Source organism: Bacteroides sp. Ga6A2 (genome assembly GCF_000702225.1).
Taxonomy (GTDB): Bacteria; Bacteroidota; Bacteroidia; order Bacteroidales; family Bacteroidaceae; genus Ga6A1.
The window spans coordinates 39280-58704 of the sequence record NZ_JNKX01000011.1 but is presented as its reverse complement, the minus strand read 5'-3'; the positions used below and the strand labels follow the sequence as shown (position 1 = coordinate 58704).

Below are 19425 nucleotides of genomic sequence, written 5' to 3'. Positions count from 1 at the left end.
ACTAACTTTCTCTTAACACACCCAATATTTCTTAATGTTTTTTTACATTACATCCAAGCAACCGAAGCCTTGGCTGTTGAGTTCGCCGAGGCCTGATTCGTAGGCTATGCGTTGAAGTTCGGACGGGGCGTTGAGGGCAAGTTGGCACATAAAGCCTCTGACTTTGGTTTCGGCAGGTGTGCCTGCCTTTATGGCTATAAGTGAGGATTTTGGCTCGGATAGTGTCATATATTTTAAAAACTTTTCACCTGAATATTCTTTTCCATAGAAGGCAGAAAACTTGTCAATTAGATTTTGCAACATTCGTTCGCGAATCCATTCGGCATCTTTGAACTCCTGCGGAGTTTGCGGATAGCGGTCGCGCCCCTGTTCGTCGTGGCAACTTACCGAAATTGGCGAAAGCGTATGGTACATCATTGTCTCCTTAAACTCCGGCGGCTGAATAAGTTCTATGCTTTCCACCTCAAACTGGACTATCGCTCCTTTTCTGCCTATTTCAAAGGTGCGGTTTTCAAACACTCCGCCAATGAATGTCTGTGTGGAGTTTTCGGGCATAAAACTGATTTGAAAATCAACGGTTTGAGATTTTAATTCCAATTGGTTCGATTGTTTGATGATTGTAAAACCGTTTTTAGGTATTTGCAACCGCGAGAATGTAAACAGTTTGAACTGTTTGCCGTTGTCCATCTGAAAACCGTTTTGGTGAAGCCACGTGGCAAATCCGCTGTCAGCCGACGACAGAATCTTGTATATTGCTGCCGACATTTCGTATTGGTAATTGATAGGCAGCCGGCGTCCGAATTGTTGCGCGTTGATACGCAGTGTTATTCTAAATCTCATAATTTAAGCATTTGTTTCCTGCCCCTAAATTACGAATAATATCTTTAACAAAAGAATTTTGAATGTTTTTTATGTGTTTAAAAAGATTTTTCTGCATTAACCCGTTCGACTCTGTCTTCAAAAGCATTGTCAATTCAAAAATTTTCAATTTATCTTTCGGCTTTCATTTCCCAACGTTCAAGAGTTTTGATTCTTCTTTTTCCGCTCAGTTGATTATCTTGCAAGGCTATGCCTTGGGAGACTTTACAAATGACTGTTTATGCGCTATGGGCCTGTTATGCAAAAAAGAAGCCACCTTCTTTTTTGCATAACGTACCTTGGACGTACCTTGGACGTATCTTCCCCGAACCTTCCCCGTAGCTACTCCGTTCCTACCCCGTAGCTACCCCGTATCTTCCGGCTTACTTCTCCGTATCTTGAACGTATCTACTCCATACCTTTCGGCTTGGTACTCCCTTGACATCCCCTTACTTTCGGCTTACCGTCGGCTTACTTAAATATAGCTTGCCTCTATGTAAAATCTACCTTGATACGAATAATCAACTTTCAAGTTTCAAATTTCAATTAAATAAAATTGTCAATTGTCCATTGTCAATTATGAATTGCTCAAGTTTTTCAACTTTCAGCTTTCAATTCTCAACTAAAAAAATTGTGAATTGTTTAAAATCACATCAGCAGCCCAAGTTCATTCAGGAATATAAGAATGATGCAGGCTGGTGCGACGTATCTCACGCAGAGGCGGAAAATGCCATACATTGGTTGCTTAAGAGTGCCGTTGTTGGTAAGTTCGGCTTTCAGAAGTCTTTCGTTTACAATCCAGCCGGTGAAGATTGACAAGATTAGCGCGCCTATAGGCATAATGAACTTGGCTACAAGAAAGTCGAACAAGTCGAAGAAGCCCATTCCGTAGATTTTTACGTCGCTCCAGATTCCGAACGAGAGAGCGCACGCTATTCCCAGAACAAAACACACGACAGTAACGATGACAGATGCCGTTGTGCGGCTTGTTCCAAACGAATCGATAAAGAACGATACTGGCATCTCGAGCATCGAGATTGATGATGTTATGGCTGCCATCACAAGCAGAAAATAGAACATCAGAGAGAAAAGGTAGGCAAGCACCGGAGCACCTCCAAATACCTGCTGGAACACGTTGGGAAGGGTGATGAACACAAGCGACGGACCTTCGTTGGGCGACAGACCCTCGACCGAGTAGACTGCCGGGAAGATTATCAGGCCAGCCATTATGGCCACAAGAGTGTCTATCGAAGCCACGCTCACGGCATTCTTTACCAGATTGACATCCTTGCGGAAGTAAGAGGCGTATGTGCACAGACAGCACAATCCAACGCTGAGCGAGAAGAATGCCTGTCCCATGGCTGAGAGTACGACCGAACTCGTAACCTTGCTGAAATCGGGCTTGAAAAGGAACTCAAGACCTTTGCCTGCGCCGGGAAGCGTCATGGAGTAGACTGCAAGCACGAGTATAGAGACGAACAGAATAGGCATCATGATTTTTGCACCTCGCTCAATGCCTTTCTGAATGCCCATGGCAACGATGGCGCAGTTTAGGGCAAGCAGAATGAAGAGCCAGATGCACGGCTTTACGGGGTCGGAAGAGAACGACTGAAAATCGGCCGTGTATTCGGCTGCTGTCTTTCCGGCAAAGCCGTTTGCTCCGGCAACGAAGGCGTATTCGAGTGTCCAGCCCGAAACAACGGCATAGTAACTCAGCACCAGAAAACCCGACACGACGGGAACCAAGCCCATCAGCCGCCACCATTTCTTGCCGCCGCTCATCTTCTCGAAGGCATTGCCCACGGCGCATTGTCCGTATCGTCCTACGGCAAACTCCGAAATCATTACCGGAATGCCGAGGATGAACATGAAGAGAACGTAAATCAGAATGAATGCCGCGCCTCCGTTTGCGCCTGTCTCGGTTGGAAAACGCCAGATGTTGCCGAGTCCTACCGACGAACCGGCTGCGGCAAGTATTGCTCCAATCTTGCTTCCAAAAAAAATACGAGTATCTTTTGTCATGTCTGTTTTCTAATTCAGACTGCAAAGATACTCGTTTTTTCGGTATTTTTGTGTTAAAAAGAAATGATTTTCGACTTTTAATTTACTGAATGCAAAAGTTGCAGCAGATTTGTAGTGAACAGTCGGGCGGCGATGGCAAGCAGGATTATTCCGAAGAACTTGCGGATAACGTAGATGCCTCCCTTGCCCAGCAGCTTCTCAATCTTGCCGGTTGAGATGAGAACCAGGAATACAACCAGCGAGTTGGCTATGAGCGCAATGAGAATGTTTAGTGTGTGGTATTCTGACTTTAGCGACAGAAGGGTAGTGAACGCGCCTGCTCCGGCAATGAGAGGAAACACAAGCGGAACGAGCGTTGCCGACTGTATAGGGCCTTGGTTCTTGAAAATCTCGATGTCGAGAATCATCTCGAGAGCCACAAGGAAGATTACCACCGAGCCGGCAAGGGCAAACGATGCGATATCAACCTGAAACAACTGCAACAGCATGTCGCCAACGAAAAAGAAGGTAACCAGCAGGGCAAGCGAATAGAGCGTAGCCTTGTATGGATTTACGTCACGTCCTTGTTCTTTCAAGGTAAGTATTATAGGAATTGAGCCTATGATATCAATCACGGCAAAGAGCACGATAAATGCGCTCAGACATTCCTGAAAGCTAAACAGTTCAAACATTTTTTCGTACGATATAATTTAACGGTGCAAAGATATGCAAAAAATATCCAACAAAGAAAACAAATGGCAAGAAAAAAGGAACTACTTTTTCAAGTAATTCCTTTTGAAATTTTAAAGATGGAATTTTCTTTATTTTTTCTTTTTAGATGCCTTTTTAGTAACATTTGAGAACTTCACGTTCTTGCCGTTCATCTTTACGTTTGTAAGGTTGATGTCGTGGAACTTGCCGTCGCACTTGTAGTTGTCCTTTGCGATGTTGTCGAACGTGCAGTTTGTCATGTTGATGTTGTACACGTTGTCGTCGTCGCTCAGGCCGTTTACCTGAAGTCCGTACTGAGCCTTCTTGCAGGTAACGTTCTCAAGATACACGTTTCTTACAGATGGCGGGAAACTGCGGTCGCACTTCTCCTTGTTCTCGTACTGAAGGTTGATGCGCATTACCGACTCACCGCACTCGCCAACCTCGATGTTGCGGACGTAGATGTTCTCTATCACTCCGCCGCGGCAGTTGCTTGTCTTGATGCGGATTACGCGGTCGAGGTTAGGACTGTCCATCTGGCAGTTCTCGACGTAAAGGTTTCTGAATCCGCCCGAAATCTCGCTTCCTACAACCACGCCGCCGTGTCCGTCGTTCATCTTGCAGTTTCTTACAACGATGTTCTCGCTTGGCACAACGCGCTTTCTTCCGTCGGCATTTCGTCCGCTCTTTATGGCGATGCAGTCGTCGCCGGTGTTGAACTGGCAGTTCTCGATGAGCACGTTCTTGCAACTCTCTGGGTCGCAACCGTCGCCGTTAGGTGCGTGAACTCCGTGAGTTGCGCCCTTTGGCACGCCGCTGTTGATGGTTACGCCTCTGACGATGAGGTCGTTGCAGAAAAGAGGGTGGATAACCCAGAACGGAGGATTCTGAAGCGTAACATCCTCAATCAGAACGCTCTTGCAGTTGTAAAAATTGATAAGCTGAGGGCGGAGACAGTCTTCGGCCTTCATCTGACGGCGGTCTACCGGGGTGAATGTCTCGGCGTAGGCAAGAAGTTTGTCGCGTCCGCCGTCCTTTTCTTGGTCGCGGTATTTATTGTCGGGGTTGAATCGCTTGCCCTTCATGTACCACCATTTGTCGGGTGCGCCCTGTCCGTCGATGATTCCCTTTCCGGTAACGGCTATGTTAGTCTCGCCATAGGCATAGATGAGCGGATGGGCGTTGTAGCAGTCGAGGCCTTCCCAGCGAGTCTTTACGGCAGGGTAGTAGTACGAGTCGTCGGTTGTGAAGCGCAGTTCGGCACCTTCTTCGAGATGAAGGTTTACGTTGCTCTTCAGCGTTATCGGACCTGTGTACCAAACGCCCTTTGGGATGATGACGCTTCCGCCGCCGTTTGTCGTACACTCGATTATGGCGCGGTCAATCGCTTCGTGGTTCAGTTTCTTCTCGTCGCCCTCTACTGCGCCGAAATCCTTAATGTTGAACTTGGCATTTGGGAACGATGTCTTCTTGATGTTCTCAACAATCTTGTCGGCTTCCTTGAACTTGTCGTCAAGCGAAGACTGTGCCCACATCACGCTTGCGCAGCACATAAGCAAGGCAAGAATAGAAATCTTTTTCATGTTTTTTAAGAATATTTGTTTTAATATAAAATTAGTATTGAGGGCAAAGTTAGTGATATTTTTTTAATTATCGTTGCCGACGACTTAAAATAAACTCGGACGAAGCCTAAGTTCGGGATGCCTTCGGGATTCGTCCGGGTTTTTATGTTATTTCAGCAGGGCGGTTGAACGCTCAATCAGTTCGATGCCGTCGAGCGAAAGCAGAAGACCGTCTGTTGCCGTCTCAAGTTCTTTTTTCTGAGCCTCTTGCAAGTAGACTGGGTAGTTCTTGCCAAGCGGAAGAATCTTCAGTTCTATTTGTTTTCCGGCTATGTCGGATACACGGACATACATCGGCTTGCCGTTCCAGAAGTTGTCTTCTACAAGTTGTCCGTCGGCATAGATGCGTGCGCAGTCGCCCTTGTACGAAATCTTCAGGAAGAGGTCGTTTTTGTTTTCGGCGTCTTTCAGACTGTTGCAGTCGATGCTCCACACGGCAGCCTTGCCGAAATCCGCCTCGTAAGGCTGTTCGGCCACCTTCTGCGTGCCGAGTTTCACCTCGCGCAATCCGTCGTGCTCTTTCTGTTTGCTTGCTTCGATAGTACCGATGCTCTTCCAACATTCCTCAACAATGCCGTCCTGCGTTTTGTAAAGGATTCCGCCGTTCTTGGCGTAGTGCATCTTTCCGTCGATGACGAAGGCCGATTTCGCTTTCTCTTCTGAAAGAGCCACGAATTCCTTTCCGCCTATGATAATCGGTTTGTCGGCTTTCAGAGTGTATTTTTTCTTTCCGATAGTCAGAAAAGATTTCTTTGCGCCCTTTACGCCGATGAAGTAGAGCGTGCTTTCGGTCTTGGCAAACGGCTGCACGGTCGATGACGAGATGCTCTGTCCGTTCCACATCATCTCTTTTGGCGTGACGCTTGCAACGCCCTGTTCGTTCTTTATTCTGACGTATGTATTTCTGAACTCGAAGCAGCCGCGGCGTGCGTAGTGCTCCGATAGCGAATCTACGTCCATCTGGCTCAGTTCCTCGCCCCAGTCGGCAAGAAACTGATGAAGCCATCGCGTCTGATGATATGCGTTCATGTTAGGCTGTCCCATTTCGCCAAGCGGAGCCTGAAAGTCGTACGACATGTGCGGCATGTCGTTGTAGTTTGTAACGGCAGAAGCCTGACATTCGGCCATCGTGTGCTTTGGATTGTATGGATTCGTTCCGCCGTGATACATATAGTATCCCGGAAGGTTAGAGCCCGAGCCGAGTTTGCAGATGGCAAGCGGAAAAGCCTCGTTTCCGCTGATGTTTATTCGGCGATGATATGACGGCATCATTCCGCCGCCCAATTCGCACGTCAGGTACGGATATTTTAGCGACGAGGCCTCCATTTTTGTATCCTGATTAGTACCGAATGTCTCGGTCGCAATCGCTCCGCTCAGTCGTGTATCCTTCATTATGAAGGCTTTAGGATATTCGCCCGGCATGTCTGTGAGTTTTCTGTCCCAGAATCCGTCGGCATAGTCGCCATAAAGCGGCAGAAGTTTTCCGAACTCTTCCTTTCCGTTGAGTTTCGGCCAGCCTGTTCGGGTCATGAACGGTACGTCGAAGCCGATTTTCACCGCCATGTCCTTCAGTTTCATGTAATACGACCACGGACCGCGACATTCGTTCTCAATCTGAACTCCGATGATTGGTCCGCCGTCTTTCCACATCAGACCGCTAACCTGCGCAAAGATGTTGCTGTAAAGTCTGTGTGTCTCCTCAATGAAACCTTTGCCTTCGGAGCGTAGTTTGTATTCTTTGTTTCCTTGTGACTTCTCAACCAACCATTTCGGAAATCCGCCCTGATAAACCTCGCCGTGGCAGAATGGGCCGATGCGCAGAACCACAGGCATATTCTCTTCCTTGCAGGTCTGGATGAAACGGCGCAAATCGCGGTTGCCGCTCCAGTTCCAGATGCCTTCTTCCTCCTCGTGATGAATCCAGAAGACGTATGTTGCCACGATGTTTATTCCTCCGGCGCGCATCTTTCTAATTTCGCGTCGCCATTCGTTCTGCGGTACTCGGCTGTAATGAATCTCGCCCATCACGGGCAGAATGTGCTTTCCGCCAACTATTAGCCCGTGCGAGTCGACCTCAATCTTCACTCCGTCGGGATTCGCGTTCGTGCCAAACTCGAATGTGCTTTGGGCAAAAAGTGCTGTAGCACAGAAAAATGACATTACCGATATTATTAGTCTTTTCATATTTTGATTACTGTTTGTTGGAAATAATTGTCTTTTAGTGTTGCTTTTGTTATCAAAAGTTCTGCAAAAATATACAAATAAATTTATTAAAGAAAACCCGAAACAAAAAGATTGCGCTGATTTGAATAGTCTGAATTTTGTCGTTTTGTAAAATTAACATATCTTTGCAAAATACTTTAGAATGAATTTATATAGATGAATAGACATTTTAATATTCTTGTAAGTATTATTGTTGCTGCATTTATCTGTAGCCTGACGTCATGTGTTTCTCCCAAGAAAGTGATATTGCTGCAAGGCTCAGACTCGATTTTTGCCAGTCCGCAGAAGATTATGCAAGATTACCAGCTGCGCATAAAGGCTGCCGACCGTTTGACGATAAAGGTTCATTGTCAGGACAAAGAGTTGCTCGAACCTTTTACAAACGAGATTATATTGGGTGGAACCACATCGGGTGTGCAAGGTGGCTTGGCTGAAGGTATGGGCGGTTTTACTGTATCACCCGAAGGCGATATCATTGTTCCGCTTCTTGGCAAAATAAGTGTACTTGGAATGACAAGAGAAGAATGTGCCCGTAAACTCGAACAACTGATAAAGGACAAAGGATATATTAACGATGCGACGGTGAAGGTCGATTTTCAGGACGCTCACATAACTGTGCTCGGTGCTATCAGCGGCGGTGTCATCAGCCTTACATCTGAGCGTACGTCAATCCTCGATGTTCTTGGACAATGCGGAGGCGATGTTACGGTTGGAGCACACAGACAGAACATCAGACTTTACAGAGAAGTGAATGGCGAGCGTATAATGTATCGTTTTGATATAACGGATGCCAAACTTTTCAACTCTCCTTGCTATTATGTTCAGCAAAATGACATTATTTATGTCGAGCCAAGTTCTACGGTGCTGATAGACAACAGCCCTTTTGCAAAGTGGTGGAGTTTGGTTGGTACAGGCTTGGGAGTTGTTTCGACAATAGTTGCAGTTATTGCCTTGGTTAAATAAAATATTATGGAAGAAAAGTGGGACATGGTTATTACCCCGTGTAAGAACCTGTTTGATATTGACATTAAGGGAATTTGGAGATATCGCGACTTATACAGAATGTATGTCAAGCGCGATATCGTAACAGTTTATAAGCAGACAATCTTAGGTCCGCTGTGGTTTTTCATTCAGCCGGTGTTTACAACAATCATGTACATCGTTGTGTTTGGCGGATTGGCTGGAATATCAACCGACGGTGTTCCGCAGGCTGTATTCTACATGAGCGGAATCCTGTTCTGGAACTATTTCAACGCCTGCTTCACGGCATCTTCTACGGTGTTCATGACTAATGCCGCTGTGTTTGGAAAGGTCTATTTTCCGCGATTGGTTGTGCCGCTTTCTGGCTTGACATCGAACTTGGTGAAGTTCGCAATACAGTTTGTGCTGTGGCTTGGCGTTTATCTCTATTACGTATTCACGGGAGTACAGATGTCGGTAAACTGGACGATAATCCTCTTTCCGTTGCTGATTGCCATGACGGCTTTGTTTGCCATGTCGTGGGGATTGATTGTGACATCGCTCACAACCAAGTACCGCGACTTGAATATGCTTGTAACCTTTGGTATTCAGCTCTTTATGTATGCGACCCCGATAATCTATCCGCTCAGCGCGGCTCCCGAGAAGTATCGCTGGTTGCTGCAACTCAATCCGCTGAGTTCAATATTCGAATTTTTCAGGTACAGCGTAACTGGAGCTGGAGTTGTTGACTGGTCTATGCTTTTGTATTCGGCTGTGTGCCTTGTTGTTTCACTCTTCATCGGACTTGTGCTATTCAGCAAGACCGAGCGTAACTTTATGGATACCATTTAATTCTGAACAGATATGAGTAACGTAGCAATCAAATTTGAGGGTGTAGGAAAACTTTATCAGCTTGGAGTAATGGGAACGGGAACTTTGTCGCACGACCTTAACCGTTGGTGGCAGACGAGGATTCTCGGAAAGGAAGATCCATACCTGAAAGTCGGTCAGGTGAACGACCGTTCAACAAAAGGAACATCCGACTATGTATGGGCTTTGCAGAATATTACGTTCGATATAAATAAAGGCGATGTAGTTGGCATTATCGGCCGAAACGGAGCCGGAAAATCTACTCTTCTGAAACTTCTTTCGAGAGTAACAACTCCGACCGTTGGAACGATAAAGGCAAGAGGACGAATCGCTTCTCTGCTCGAAGTCGGAACAGGATTTCATCCCGAACTGACAGGACGCGAGAACATATACATGAACGGCTCTATCATGGGCATGACGAGGAGCGAGATTACTCGCAAACTAGACGAAATAGTTGATTTCGCAGGTGTTGCTCGCTATCTCGACACGCCGACAAAACGCTATTCGAGCGGTATGACGGTACGCCTTGGCTTCGCCATTGCTGCCTTTCTGGAGCCTGAAATCTTGGTTGTTGACGAGGTCCTTGCTGTTGGTGATGCCGAATTTCAGAAGAAAGCAATCGGCAAGATGCAGGATGTGTCGAAGGGCGAGGGTAGAACGGTTCTGTTCGTGAGCCACAATATGGACTCGATGCTAAACCTCTGTCAGAAAGGCATTCTGCTCGAAAACGGAACGGTAAAGTATGCATCGACAATTCAGGAAACCGTGTCGTACTATCTGCAAGGCGGTTCGCGCGATTCAAAATATGTTGCCAACGAAAAGTCGAGCAGCAAGAATCTGTTTGTAAAGGAGGCATCGCTTCTTGGAACAGAAAATCAGCAGATAGGAATGTATAAGTTTGACGAAGGCATCCATCTGTCGATAAAACTCGGCAAGCAGAGCGGATTTGTTGTTGATTCGAAGTGCGTTCTTGGCGTTGGCTTCTACACGCAGAACAGGGTAAAAATGTGTACTTTCGAGTATCTGATATCCGAAGCCACCGAGAAGGACGGCGAATACACGTTCGACCTGAAGTTGCCAAGTTGTATATTTGCGCCGGGCGACTATGCGTTCGACATCGTTCTTCATGTGCCAAACGTTCAGATTCTCGATGCCGTGAGAGAAATCTGCGCCTGTAAAATTTTCGACAACGGAACGGACTATCTGAAATACAACGGTGTAAATAACGGTCTTGTAGTTGTAAAACCAGAGTGGAATGTTGGGTGAAAGAATAAATATTCGCAATGTATTTATTGGTAATTTCTGTTATTTCTGTATAGCGGCGGTTGCCTTGCTTGCGGTATTCTTCATTCTGCATAATGCAAATTGGGTTAATGGTGATGATTTTGAATGGGTGAAGACGACGGCATTAGGCATTGCTGAGCCGATATCATATCATGTCGGAAACGGCCGTTTTGTGCCGTTTAATCATTTTGATTCGAATTTAACTCTTTTTTTGCCGTACGGAAACACGGCATTTGTGCACTATTTGTTGGTTTCAATGGTATTCTGTTTGGCTTCTTTTTTCCTTCTTAAGGCATTAAAAAAGCATGTTCCAGGTACCAATGGTGTATTGCTCTTGGTTTCTTACTCTTTTTTTGTTTATGAATCTGTAAACGTATATTTAAGCATAATATATCCTGAGAAAATAATAATTCTTGGCTTTGCTCTTTTCATGTATTTATTTCAAAAACTTCATGATGAGAACTCTTTTGTTTTTTTGATTCTATTGTGCATCGTTGTTTTGTACATAACGTATGCCAAAGAGCCGGTATTCGGAGTTTTTGTTGTCTTTTCTTTGATAAATCTTATTTTTAGAAAGAGAAAAATAAAAGTTAATGAAAAGCGATTCTGTTACTTCTGTCTGCTTAATGCGCTTGTTTATGCGTTGTTATACTATTTTATAGTATTTCTACACTCCGATTTATTTTACAATCAGGGACGTGTGCAGTTGAGTTATATTCAGAATATTGTGGAATCATTCAAGCACCAGCCTTTTTTGATAATTATTGGGGGATTCTTGTTTTATCGCATATATATAGTTCTGAAAAGTCGGGAGATATCAGTACTGGATGCTTTCCTGTTCATGTCGGTTGCATATTGTTCGGCTTATTTCATTCTGAAGTTAAACGATGGATATTATTTTATTCCGTCTGTAGTATTGGCATTGCCGTCTATTTGCAAGGCTTTGAGTGAACTTCTGCAACAGAAAAAAATAAAATACTTAGTTTATGTCTTTTTGTGCTTGTTGTTGTATAAGTCTGCCAAGAATATTATTGTGATGGGAGAGGCAACATCATATAACAGAACGTATTATCCAGAATATTTCCAGAATCTTGCCCGAATTGCTGAAACAAATACGATATATGCAGTTACTGATTCATTAAAGATGAGTGATTTGCATTATGGCTACAAGGTGAAAAATGATGAGATTTTTATAGGATATTGGATGACCCCGCGAAACCTTAATTACAAGTTTACATATATTTCTTCTGTTGATTCTGTGCCGAAAGGCGGTTATGTGAGGATATATGATAATGACGAGTTGAAATTCTATAAGAAATAAAACAGTTAATTTGCTGGAAGTTTAATTTCTAAAAAAAAGTCTTTTATGCAAATAGGCGTATTAACATTATGGCAGTCGAAAGATAATTACGGGCAGATGTTGCAGTGTTATGCTCTGCAACAATATCTGCGTGAAAAAGAACATAATCCTTTTTTGATATCTTACAGATTCATAAAGGCAGAACGGCAGTACACTTCGTTGTGGAAAATGCTTCTTAAAGTCTATGTAATTTATCCCTTAGTGTCGTTGTTTGGAATGTGCGTGGAAAAGAGACGCCTCGCCAACGAGGAATTTGAAAAATATCGACACGAAAAGAAACGGAAATTCGAAGACTTTCTGAAAAAAAATATAAAAATGTCGGAAACATATAACAATCTGGCTGATTTACAGAAAAATCCTCCGATAGCCGATTGCTATATTGTAGGGAGCGACCAGGTGTGGGCGCAATTGCTGTCGAAACCAGAGAATTTGGCATTCTATCTTGATTTTGGAGGTGAGGATGTGAGGCGCATTGCTTATGCTGCAAGTTTCTCGATGAACGAATATCCCGAAAATCTCAAGCCAAAATTGGCAGAAAATCTTAGTCGTTTTGATGCTGTAAGTGTTCGCGAAACACAAGGTGTTGAGATTTGCAAAAGCGTAGGAATAAAGGCTGCAAAAGTTGTAGACCCGACTTTATTGTTGGGTGCTAATGCCTTCGAAAATCTTGCAGAGAAAAGGCTGATTTCAGACAGATATGCTTTTGTCTACCAACTTAATATAGAATCTCCCGATGAGATTTGTTGGGACGAGACTCTGGCGTTTTGTCACGAGAATAGTTTGAGTGCGATAGCCACGGCATCGAGCGGTTATTTTGATGGAAGTGAAATTTTGAAAGGCGCAAAATATGTCTATCCGTCAATTCCAAAATGGCTCTCGTTGATAAGATACAGCGAAATCGTTATAACGACATCTTTTCACGGAGTTGTTTTTTCAATTTTGTTCCATAAGAATTTTGTTTATGTTCCACTCAAGGGAATCCACTCAGGCGGAAATGCTCGTGTTCTAAATTTACTGTCAGATTTGCAAATCGAGGAAAAATGCATTTCTGATGGCAGAACCTTTAACGAAGTTGCTTCTTTTGAGATTGACTACTCAAAATGCAATCGGCTTTTAAAAGAGAAAGTTGCAGAATCGTCCTCTTTTTTACTTGATGCTATATATTCATAAAAATATAAAAAATGCAGGTGTTAAATAAATATTCATCTTATGTGTCATACTTCATTTATGGACTGATTGTCTCCTTTTTTGCGTATTACATTGTAAAGAATGCCGCGTGGTGTTCGTGCGATGATTATGAATGGCTGTATACAACTGCGCTTGGACAACCGGAATCATTGATGCGTCATGTAGGAAAGGGACGTTTTATTCCATGTAACCATTTTGATACAAATTTTCTTGTATTGATTCCGTATGGTGAGACTCCATTGGCTCATTATATTTGGGTTGCATTTTTGTTTTTTTCAGCTTCTATTTTATTATTGAAGATTAAGGGAAGTGGTTTTGTGAAATTTGCTTTTTTCTCATGGCTATTATATCAAGTTCTACAAGTTTATTTGAATATAATTTTTCCAGAAAAAATTGTAATAGTCGAACTCTTGCTTATGATAGTTATGCTGCAAGGATTTCATAAAGAAAATAAAAGTCCTTGGCAGATATTGTTGTTTTGTTTGCTTGTCTTTTATATTCCATATACAAAAGAACCGTTGTTTGGAGTGCTTTTAACATTTGCTATAACTGAATTTTTATTCAGAAGAAAGCATCTGAATAAGCAAGAGAAAATGGCATATATTGCAATGATTGCAAGTACTGTTGTATTCTTGAGTTTATATGTCATTTTTATTCAGTTTTCAGGTGATACGGAGTATGTGGAGCAAGAGTCAAATCCGTTTTTGAGTAATGTTGTTTTTACCTTTAAAGTTTTTCCTGCTTTGTGGCTGATGGTTATCCTTTTGCCTGTAAGGATATTTCAGTTTTTTAAAGAACGTAAGTATTATCCGATAGTGGATGCTGCATTTGTTTCTTCATATGCTTATATGTCTGCTTATTTTATACTTACATTTTGGCGTCCTTATTATTACTACCCTTGCTTTGTTTTGCTTGCGCCTTATGTCGTTTTTCTGATAGGAAAAGTTGAAGAGAAACTTAAAAGTAAGTTTGGTAATGTAGGAATTCTTGCGTGTGTTGTCTGTATGTTGCCGATATTTTATATCTCGGCAAAACGCGGATGGGTTGTAGCTTCGATAAATCAGAAATGCAGAGCTTTCTTTACGCCATTCTATAGGGAGATGGGAGAGTATTCAAAAAGAGGAGATATCTATTATTTCAATGTCGATGGAGAGAATGATGAGGAGGCAAAGAATAATGTGCATCAGATAAATAGATATGTCAGTTATTGGCTTCATCCTGAATACAAAGCTAATGGGTTTGAACTAAAAATGCTTAATGACTCTGTTTCTTTGAATAAAAATTCTCGTATTGTTTTTTCAGACTATTACCGAAGGAAATATTGCGACTTTATTACTGAATATGTGAAGAAAGGTCGTTTTAAGATGGTATATAGTGTAGATTTTGATATGAATGCAAATTTTGATGTTTACGAAGTGAAATGAAAATGCAAAAGCGTGATGATTCAATAGATTTTATAAAGTGTGTTCTGATATTGTTTGTCGTTTTAGGACATTCCGTGCAATATAGTATGCCTCAAGAAGGGGCATATTACTTAGACATGCCATTATTTGTGTTTATATATTCGTTTCATATGCAGATGTTTGCTTTCGTTTCTGGACTATTCGTGGCAAAGTCGTTGAATATGTCTTTCTGGAATGTATTCAAGAAGCGTTTTTCACAATTGATAATTCCGTCGATTTTTTGGAGTGGAGTTGTTACAAATACAGTAGGCAAATTTATATTTGGAGAAAATGCTGATTTGGAAGGGGTTATTAAATATTTTTTGTATTCTCCTTTAGCATACTGGTTCTTGTATTCTTTATTTTTGTCGATACTGTGCTTATGGGGTGCAAATAAAATTAAAGAAAAAAGTGCTTTTGTTGTATTGATTTCTATTCTTCTCTTATTTGCATTGCCTGTTAATGATTTGAGATGGGTTAAGTTTATATATCCGTTTTATATTGCAGGATATTATTTCAGTTTGTATAAAAATACTATTAACAAGCATTGGAAATTGGTGACAGTGACCATGTTGGCATTGTATTGTATTCTTATTCCTTATTGGAATAGAACTTCGTATTTTTATTTATGCGGACTTGAGTTTTTGTATTTTGAAAATGGTAGGTTACTTTTTAATTTTGCAATAATAAAGCCGTGTGTATATAGAATTATAGTAGGGTTGGCGTCTTCTGTGGCATTTATGTATTTATTGCAATTCGTTTATCGCAAATATTCTTCAAAAATGCCTTCTAAAATATTCCTTTATATAGGAAGACATAGCATGGCTATTTATATGATTCATTTTATTATATTGAATGTTTGGTATAGATTGGTTGATGTTACATCATTAATAGTCTTGAAAGATTATTATTCACTATATGTATTGTTGACATTCTTTGTAGTTGTGAGTGTTACAGTTGGATTAATATATCTTGCTCCATCATTCAAACACAGAAAACTAATTTTAGGTTGGTGATATGGTAAGGATTTTGTTTGACTTTCAGGCATTTCAGATGCAGACACACGGTGGAGTATCGCGTTGTTTCGCCGAACTGATTCATTGTCTTCCGGATGATGTTGAGGCTGTTGTGGGTGCTTCCATGTGTGAGAATGTCTACATGATGCCGATAGAACACCTTTACAGGAAAGCATTTTCTTGCAAAATATTATACAGAACGTTGAGGTACAAAGCTCAGAAAACAAAACTGAACGAATATCTTATGGACAGAGACATCTGCATAGATTTGCTGAAAAAAGGTGATTTCGACGTGTTTCATCCAACGTTCTTCGATGATTATTTCTTGCCTTATTTGGGGGACAAGCCTCTTGTTGTAACGATTCACGACATGGCTATGGAGAGATATCCAGAGATGTTTCCGCTCTCTGGTTTGGAGATGAGACGCAAGAAGGAACTCGCTCAGAGAGCCGACCACATCGTGGCTGTGAGTGAGAATACAAAGAAAGATGTGATTGAACTTTATGGCATTCCCGAGGATAAAATTACTGTAATTTATCATGGTGCGCCGAAGGCTTTGTCGTCGTATTCGCTAAAGGACAAGCCGATTGAATATCCATACATTTTGTATGTCGGAAGTCGGTGGACGTACAAGAATTTTGTGCCTTTCATCGAGGCTGTGCTGCCGATTATGCGCGCACGTCAGAATCTGAATATCGTTTGCACCGGAACGCCTTTCTCTGCCGATGAAATGACGTTGTTCAGACAACACGGAATAGAGGACAGAGTACATCAGATGTTCGTTTCGGCCGACGAACTGGCAACATTGTATGTCAATGCCGAATGTTTCATCTATCCGTCGCTCTACGAAGGTTTCGGAATCCCAATTCTAGAGGCATGGCGATGCGGTTGCCCCGTTTTGCTGAACAATGCAAGTTGCTTTCCAGAGATTGCAAAAGACGGAGCGATGTATTTTTCTCTCAACGAAAAAGAAAACACTTTGACGGAATGTCTGAGAAATTTCTTAACTTTGCAGAACGAACAGAAACAAGCTTTAATTGACAAAGGACACAAAGCCTTGAATAATTATTCGTGGAAAGAATCGGCGCAGAAACTTGCCGAAGTCTATAAAATGGTTTGTCATAAAATATAATAGCAGATGCTACTCTACGTTAAACATTACGCACAGATGTGCAACCGCCTGTGGGCTTTCGTTCCGGCACTTGCCTACGCATTGCACCGTCAGCAAAGAATGTACGTTTTCTTTGCCAGCAAGAAATATGTCGATGCGTTCCCGCATCTAAAACGCTGCGGAATGTTGCGTTTCATGCTCTCGAATGACAGTCCCGAGCCGACTTTCCTTGCGTGGAGATTCATCACTTTTTCTGAAAAATTTAATCTAGAGATAAAGAAAGATTTGCGAAATCTCGATGAGGTGAAACTTCTTTCTTTTATAGACGGATGGCAGCATCGTAACGACAAATCTTTTATCTCGGAGCAGAAACCGAAAATTGTTAAACTTCTCCGACCTGCCGAGTCAATCGTTTCGAAGGTCGGCAAATATTTCGATGATTTCGATGGCATAACGGTCGGAGTTCACATCAGGCGAGGCGATTACAAATCCTATCTTGGCGGAAAATATTATTTTTCTGACGAATGTTATCTGCGTATCGTCGAGCAGATTCGCGCATTATATGAGGGCCAGAAAATCCGATTTTTTATTTGTTCGAACGAGAAATTCTGTATTTCCGAAGATGCTTGCGATATGTTCATGATTGAAAAATCCGATGGAATAACCGATTTGTACGCTCTTAGCAGATGCGACCTTATCATCGGACCTCCTAGCAGTTATTCGCAGTGGGCATCTTTCTATGGCGACGTTCCGTTATGTCTGATTCTCAGCGAGAAAATAAATGTCGATAAGGAGTCTTTTTCGAAGATTGTTTCGCTTGATTTATTCGAAAACGGCAAGCGCATCAGACTCGATGAACAGAAACAAGAATATTTTATAGAATGAAAAAATTCTCGATAATAACCATAAATTTCAATAACAAGGAAGGGCTTCGGAAAACGCTCGACAGCGTTGTATGCCAGACTTTTACCGACTATGAGCTGATAGTTATCGACGGCGGCTCGACAGATGGCGGTGCTGCTTTGCTCGAAGAGTACGGAAAGTACATAACTTTTGGTGTTAGCGAGCCGGACAAGGGCGTGTATAATGCACAGAACAAGGGCGTTCAGCATGCATCGGGCGAATATTGTATATTTATGAATTCGGGAGATTCGTTTTATTCCAACGATGTTCTGGAGTGCGTGGCTAAGGAACTGAAAGATGGCGTCGACATCGCCGTTGGAAATACATATTTTTACAAAAACGAGTCTGAAAACCGCTATGCCTATGCTCCTGAATACATCACACTTTGGAGAGTGTATATCGGCATAAATCATCAGTCTGCATTCATAAAAAGGCAGTTGCTGCTTGATAATCCGTATGATGAAACTTTGAAGATCTGTGCCGACTGGAAATTCTGGTTGCAAGAACTTGTAAAAAACGAGCGTTTGTATCAGCATCTCAATATAATCGTTGCCAAATACGATTTGAATGGTGTAAGTTACAACGAAGACACAAGACTTGCCGAGGAACACAGCGTTATGCAACAACTTTTTCCGCAGCCGATTGTCCGCGAATATGAGGAAAGATACAATTCTTCTATCGACAGATTTCATTCTATAATGAATAATATTGATGGTGAAAGTTGTGTGGCGAAAATTTTGTCGTTCGTAGCAAAAATTCTTCTAAAAGTAGGATTATGAGCAAGAAAAAGTCGAACGAAGTTCTTTCTGTAATGAAAGGATTGGCAATATCTATGATTGTGATATTTCATAGTGGATGTCCTGCATGGCTGTTCATTTTTTTCAGTTTGTTCCATATTTCTGTATTCTACTTTTCAATGGGATATTTTTTCAAAAAGGAATATCTCGAAAATCCAATGGATTTTGTGAAAAGAAAATTTAAAGGGTTGTATCTGACGTTTGTAAAGTGGCAGATTGCATTTATCTTACTGCATAATTTTCTTGCAAGTCTACATATTTATGAAAACCAATATTCTTTGTCTGATATTGTCCGAAGATGCTTTGTTGTGTGCAAACTCGTTCCTTCGGAATTGCTGCTAATGCCATTTTGGTATATAATCAGTGCCATAATGTGCCTTGCTGTATATTTTGTAATCCGATATGCTGTTTTTCTCTTAAAGCCGAAGTATGAAAATCTTTTGCTAACGGTTTTTGTCGCTTGTTCAATGTTCTTCGGAGTGTTTTTGCTTGAAAGCGCATTCAGAACGGATTTTTATTTAGAATCTTCGTTTGTTCTTGTTTATATTTTGTTTGTAGGTGAGATGTGGCATCGATACGAAGAAAAAATCAAGATGAACGCTTTTGTTGCATTGTTCAGCTTTGCATTGCTGATTGTATTTTCACGTTTTCGTGGTTTGAGTTTTGTGTCTCAGGATTTCTGGGGCTATTGGCAGTATATGGTTGTAACTATTCTCGGTATGTATCTTGTTTATTATGTGTCAAAGCGAATTTGCAAAACGGAAAGGTTAAAGCGTATTTTTATCATATTGGGCAATGATTCTCTGTATATTTTAGCTTTGCATATTTTGGCTTTCAAGTTGGTAAGTTTTGTAAAAATTCTGATTTACGACGATCTCACAATTAAAAATATGTCTGATTTTACAGTCATTCTTAACTACAATGGCATTTTGTGGTGTTGTGCATATACTATTGTTGGTATTGCAGTTCCTTTGGTGATAATGTATTTTGTTGAGGGCATTAAGCAAAAATCTTTGCGATTAATAAATAATTTGTTTTCTTTGCATAAAAGATGAAGTTTTAATTTCGTTTTTATGTTG

At 41.9% G+C, this 19425-nt stretch carries 16 protein-coding genes; 11 read left to right on the top strand and 5 right to left on the bottom strand.

The window, feature by feature from the left end:
• Positions 1 to 42: 42 nt before the first annotated feature.
• From cas6 to T538_RS0102610, 5 genes are all read right to left on the bottom strand, one after another.
• Positions 43 to 840, bottom strand: a complete 798-nt coding sequence (gene cas6, locus T538_RS0102635; protein ID WP_031531973.1) for a CRISPR-associated endoribonuclease Cas6 — start codon at positions 838 to 840, stop codon at positions 43 to 45.
• 666 nt (positions 841 to 1506) lie between these two features.
• On the bottom strand, positions 1507 to 2880 hold the full coding sequence (locus tag T538_RS0102625; RefSeq protein ID WP_031531971.1) for a sodium-dependent transporter: 1374 nt from the start codon (positions 2878 to 2880) through the stop codon (positions 1507 to 1509).
• 77 nt (positions 2881 to 2957) lie between these two features.
• Positions 2958 to 3551: a MarC family protein gene (locus T538_RS0102620; RefSeq protein ID WP_031531970.1), complete on the bottom strand. Its 594-nt coding sequence runs from the start codon at positions 3549 to 3551 to the stop codon at positions 2958 to 2960.
• A gap of 129 nt (positions 3552 to 3680) precedes the next feature.
• Complete coding sequence (locus T538_RS0102615) at positions 3681 to 5153, bottom strand: glycoside hydrolase family 28 protein (protein WP_051655832.1); 1473 nt, start codon at positions 5151 to 5153, stop codon at positions 3681 to 3683.
• Between the two features lie 147 nt (positions 5154 to 5300).
• A complete protein-coding gene (locus tag T538_RS0102610; protein WP_031531967.1) occupies positions 5301 to 7376 on the bottom strand; it encodes a beta-galactosidase in 2076 nt (691 codons plus the stop codon).
• A gap of 279 nt (positions 7377 to 7655) precedes the next feature.
• On the opposite strand from T538_RS0102610, the gene T538_RS0102600 reads away from it, so the two are divergent.
• The 11 genes from T538_RS0102600 (at position 7656) to T538_RS17550 (ending at position 19401) form a co-directional block, all read left to right on the top strand.
• Entirely contained in the window at positions 7656 to 8378 is a 723-nt protein-coding gene (locus T538_RS0102600; RefSeq protein WP_197025741.1) for a polysaccharide biosynthesis/export family protein, read from the top strand.
• Between the two features lie 6 nt (positions 8379 to 8384).
• A complete protein-coding gene (locus T538_RS0102595; protein ID WP_031531963.1) occupies positions 8385 to 9227 on the top strand; it encodes an ABC transporter permease in 843 nt (280 codons plus the stop codon).
• Positions 9228 to 9239: 12 nt separating this feature from the next.
• Positions 9240 to 10511 (top strand): ABC transporter ATP-binding protein, encoded by a 1272-nt coding sequence (locus T538_RS18755; RefSeq protein ID WP_031531962.1) that lies wholly within the window; start codon positions 9240 to 9242, stop codon positions 10509 to 10511.
• Positions 10501 to 11850, top strand: a complete 1350-nt coding sequence (locus tag T538_RS0102585; protein WP_031531961.1) for a hypothetical protein — start codon at positions 10501 to 10503, stop codon at positions 11848 to 11850. Before T538_RS18755 ends, T538_RS0102585 begins: the two co-directional genes overlap by 11 nt.
• A gap of 45 nt (positions 11851 to 11895) precedes the next feature.
• Positions 11896 to 13059, top strand: coding sequence for a polysaccharide pyruvyl transferase family protein (locus T538_RS0102580; protein WP_031531959.1), 1164 nt, complete (start codon positions 11896 to 11898; stop codon positions 13057 to 13059).
• Between the two features lie 11 nt (positions 13060 to 13070).
• The gene (locus T538_RS0102575) at positions 13071 to 14501 is read left to right on the top strand and encodes a hypothetical protein (RefSeq protein ID WP_031540761.1); all 1431 of its coding nucleotides are present in this window, start codon (positions 13071 to 13073) and stop codon (positions 14499 to 14501) included.
• A complete protein-coding gene (locus tag T538_RS0102570; RefSeq protein ID WP_031531956.1) occupies positions 14498 to 15535 on the top strand; it encodes an acyltransferase family protein in 1038 nt (345 codons plus the stop codon). Before T538_RS0102575 ends, T538_RS0102570 begins: the two co-directional genes overlap by 4 nt.
• A 202-nt stretch (positions 15536 to 15737) precedes the next feature.
• Positions 15738 to 16667 (top strand): glycosyltransferase family 4 protein, encoded by a 930-nt coding sequence (locus T538_RS0102565; RefSeq protein ID WP_369794964.1) that lies wholly within the window; start codon positions 15738 to 15740, stop codon positions 16665 to 16667.
• Between the two features lie 6 nt (positions 16668 to 16673).
• Complete coding sequence (locus tag T538_RS17555) at positions 16674 to 17531, top strand: alpha-1,2-fucosyltransferase (protein WP_031540760.1); 858 nt, start codon at positions 16674 to 16676, stop codon at positions 17529 to 17531.
• Positions 17528 to 18328, top strand: coding sequence for a glycosyltransferase family 2 protein (locus tag T538_RS0102555; RefSeq protein WP_051655830.1), 801 nt, complete (start codon positions 17528 to 17530; stop codon positions 18326 to 18328). Before T538_RS17555 ends, T538_RS0102555 begins: the two co-directional genes overlap by 4 nt.
• Positions 18325 to 19401, top strand: coding sequence for an acyltransferase family protein (locus T538_RS17550; RefSeq protein WP_031531950.1), 1077 nt, complete (start codon positions 18325 to 18327; stop codon positions 19399 to 19401). The genes T538_RS0102555 and T538_RS17550 overlap by 4 nt, the downstream gene beginning before the upstream one ends.
• The last annotated feature ends 24 nt before the right edge of the window (positions 19402 to 19425 follow it).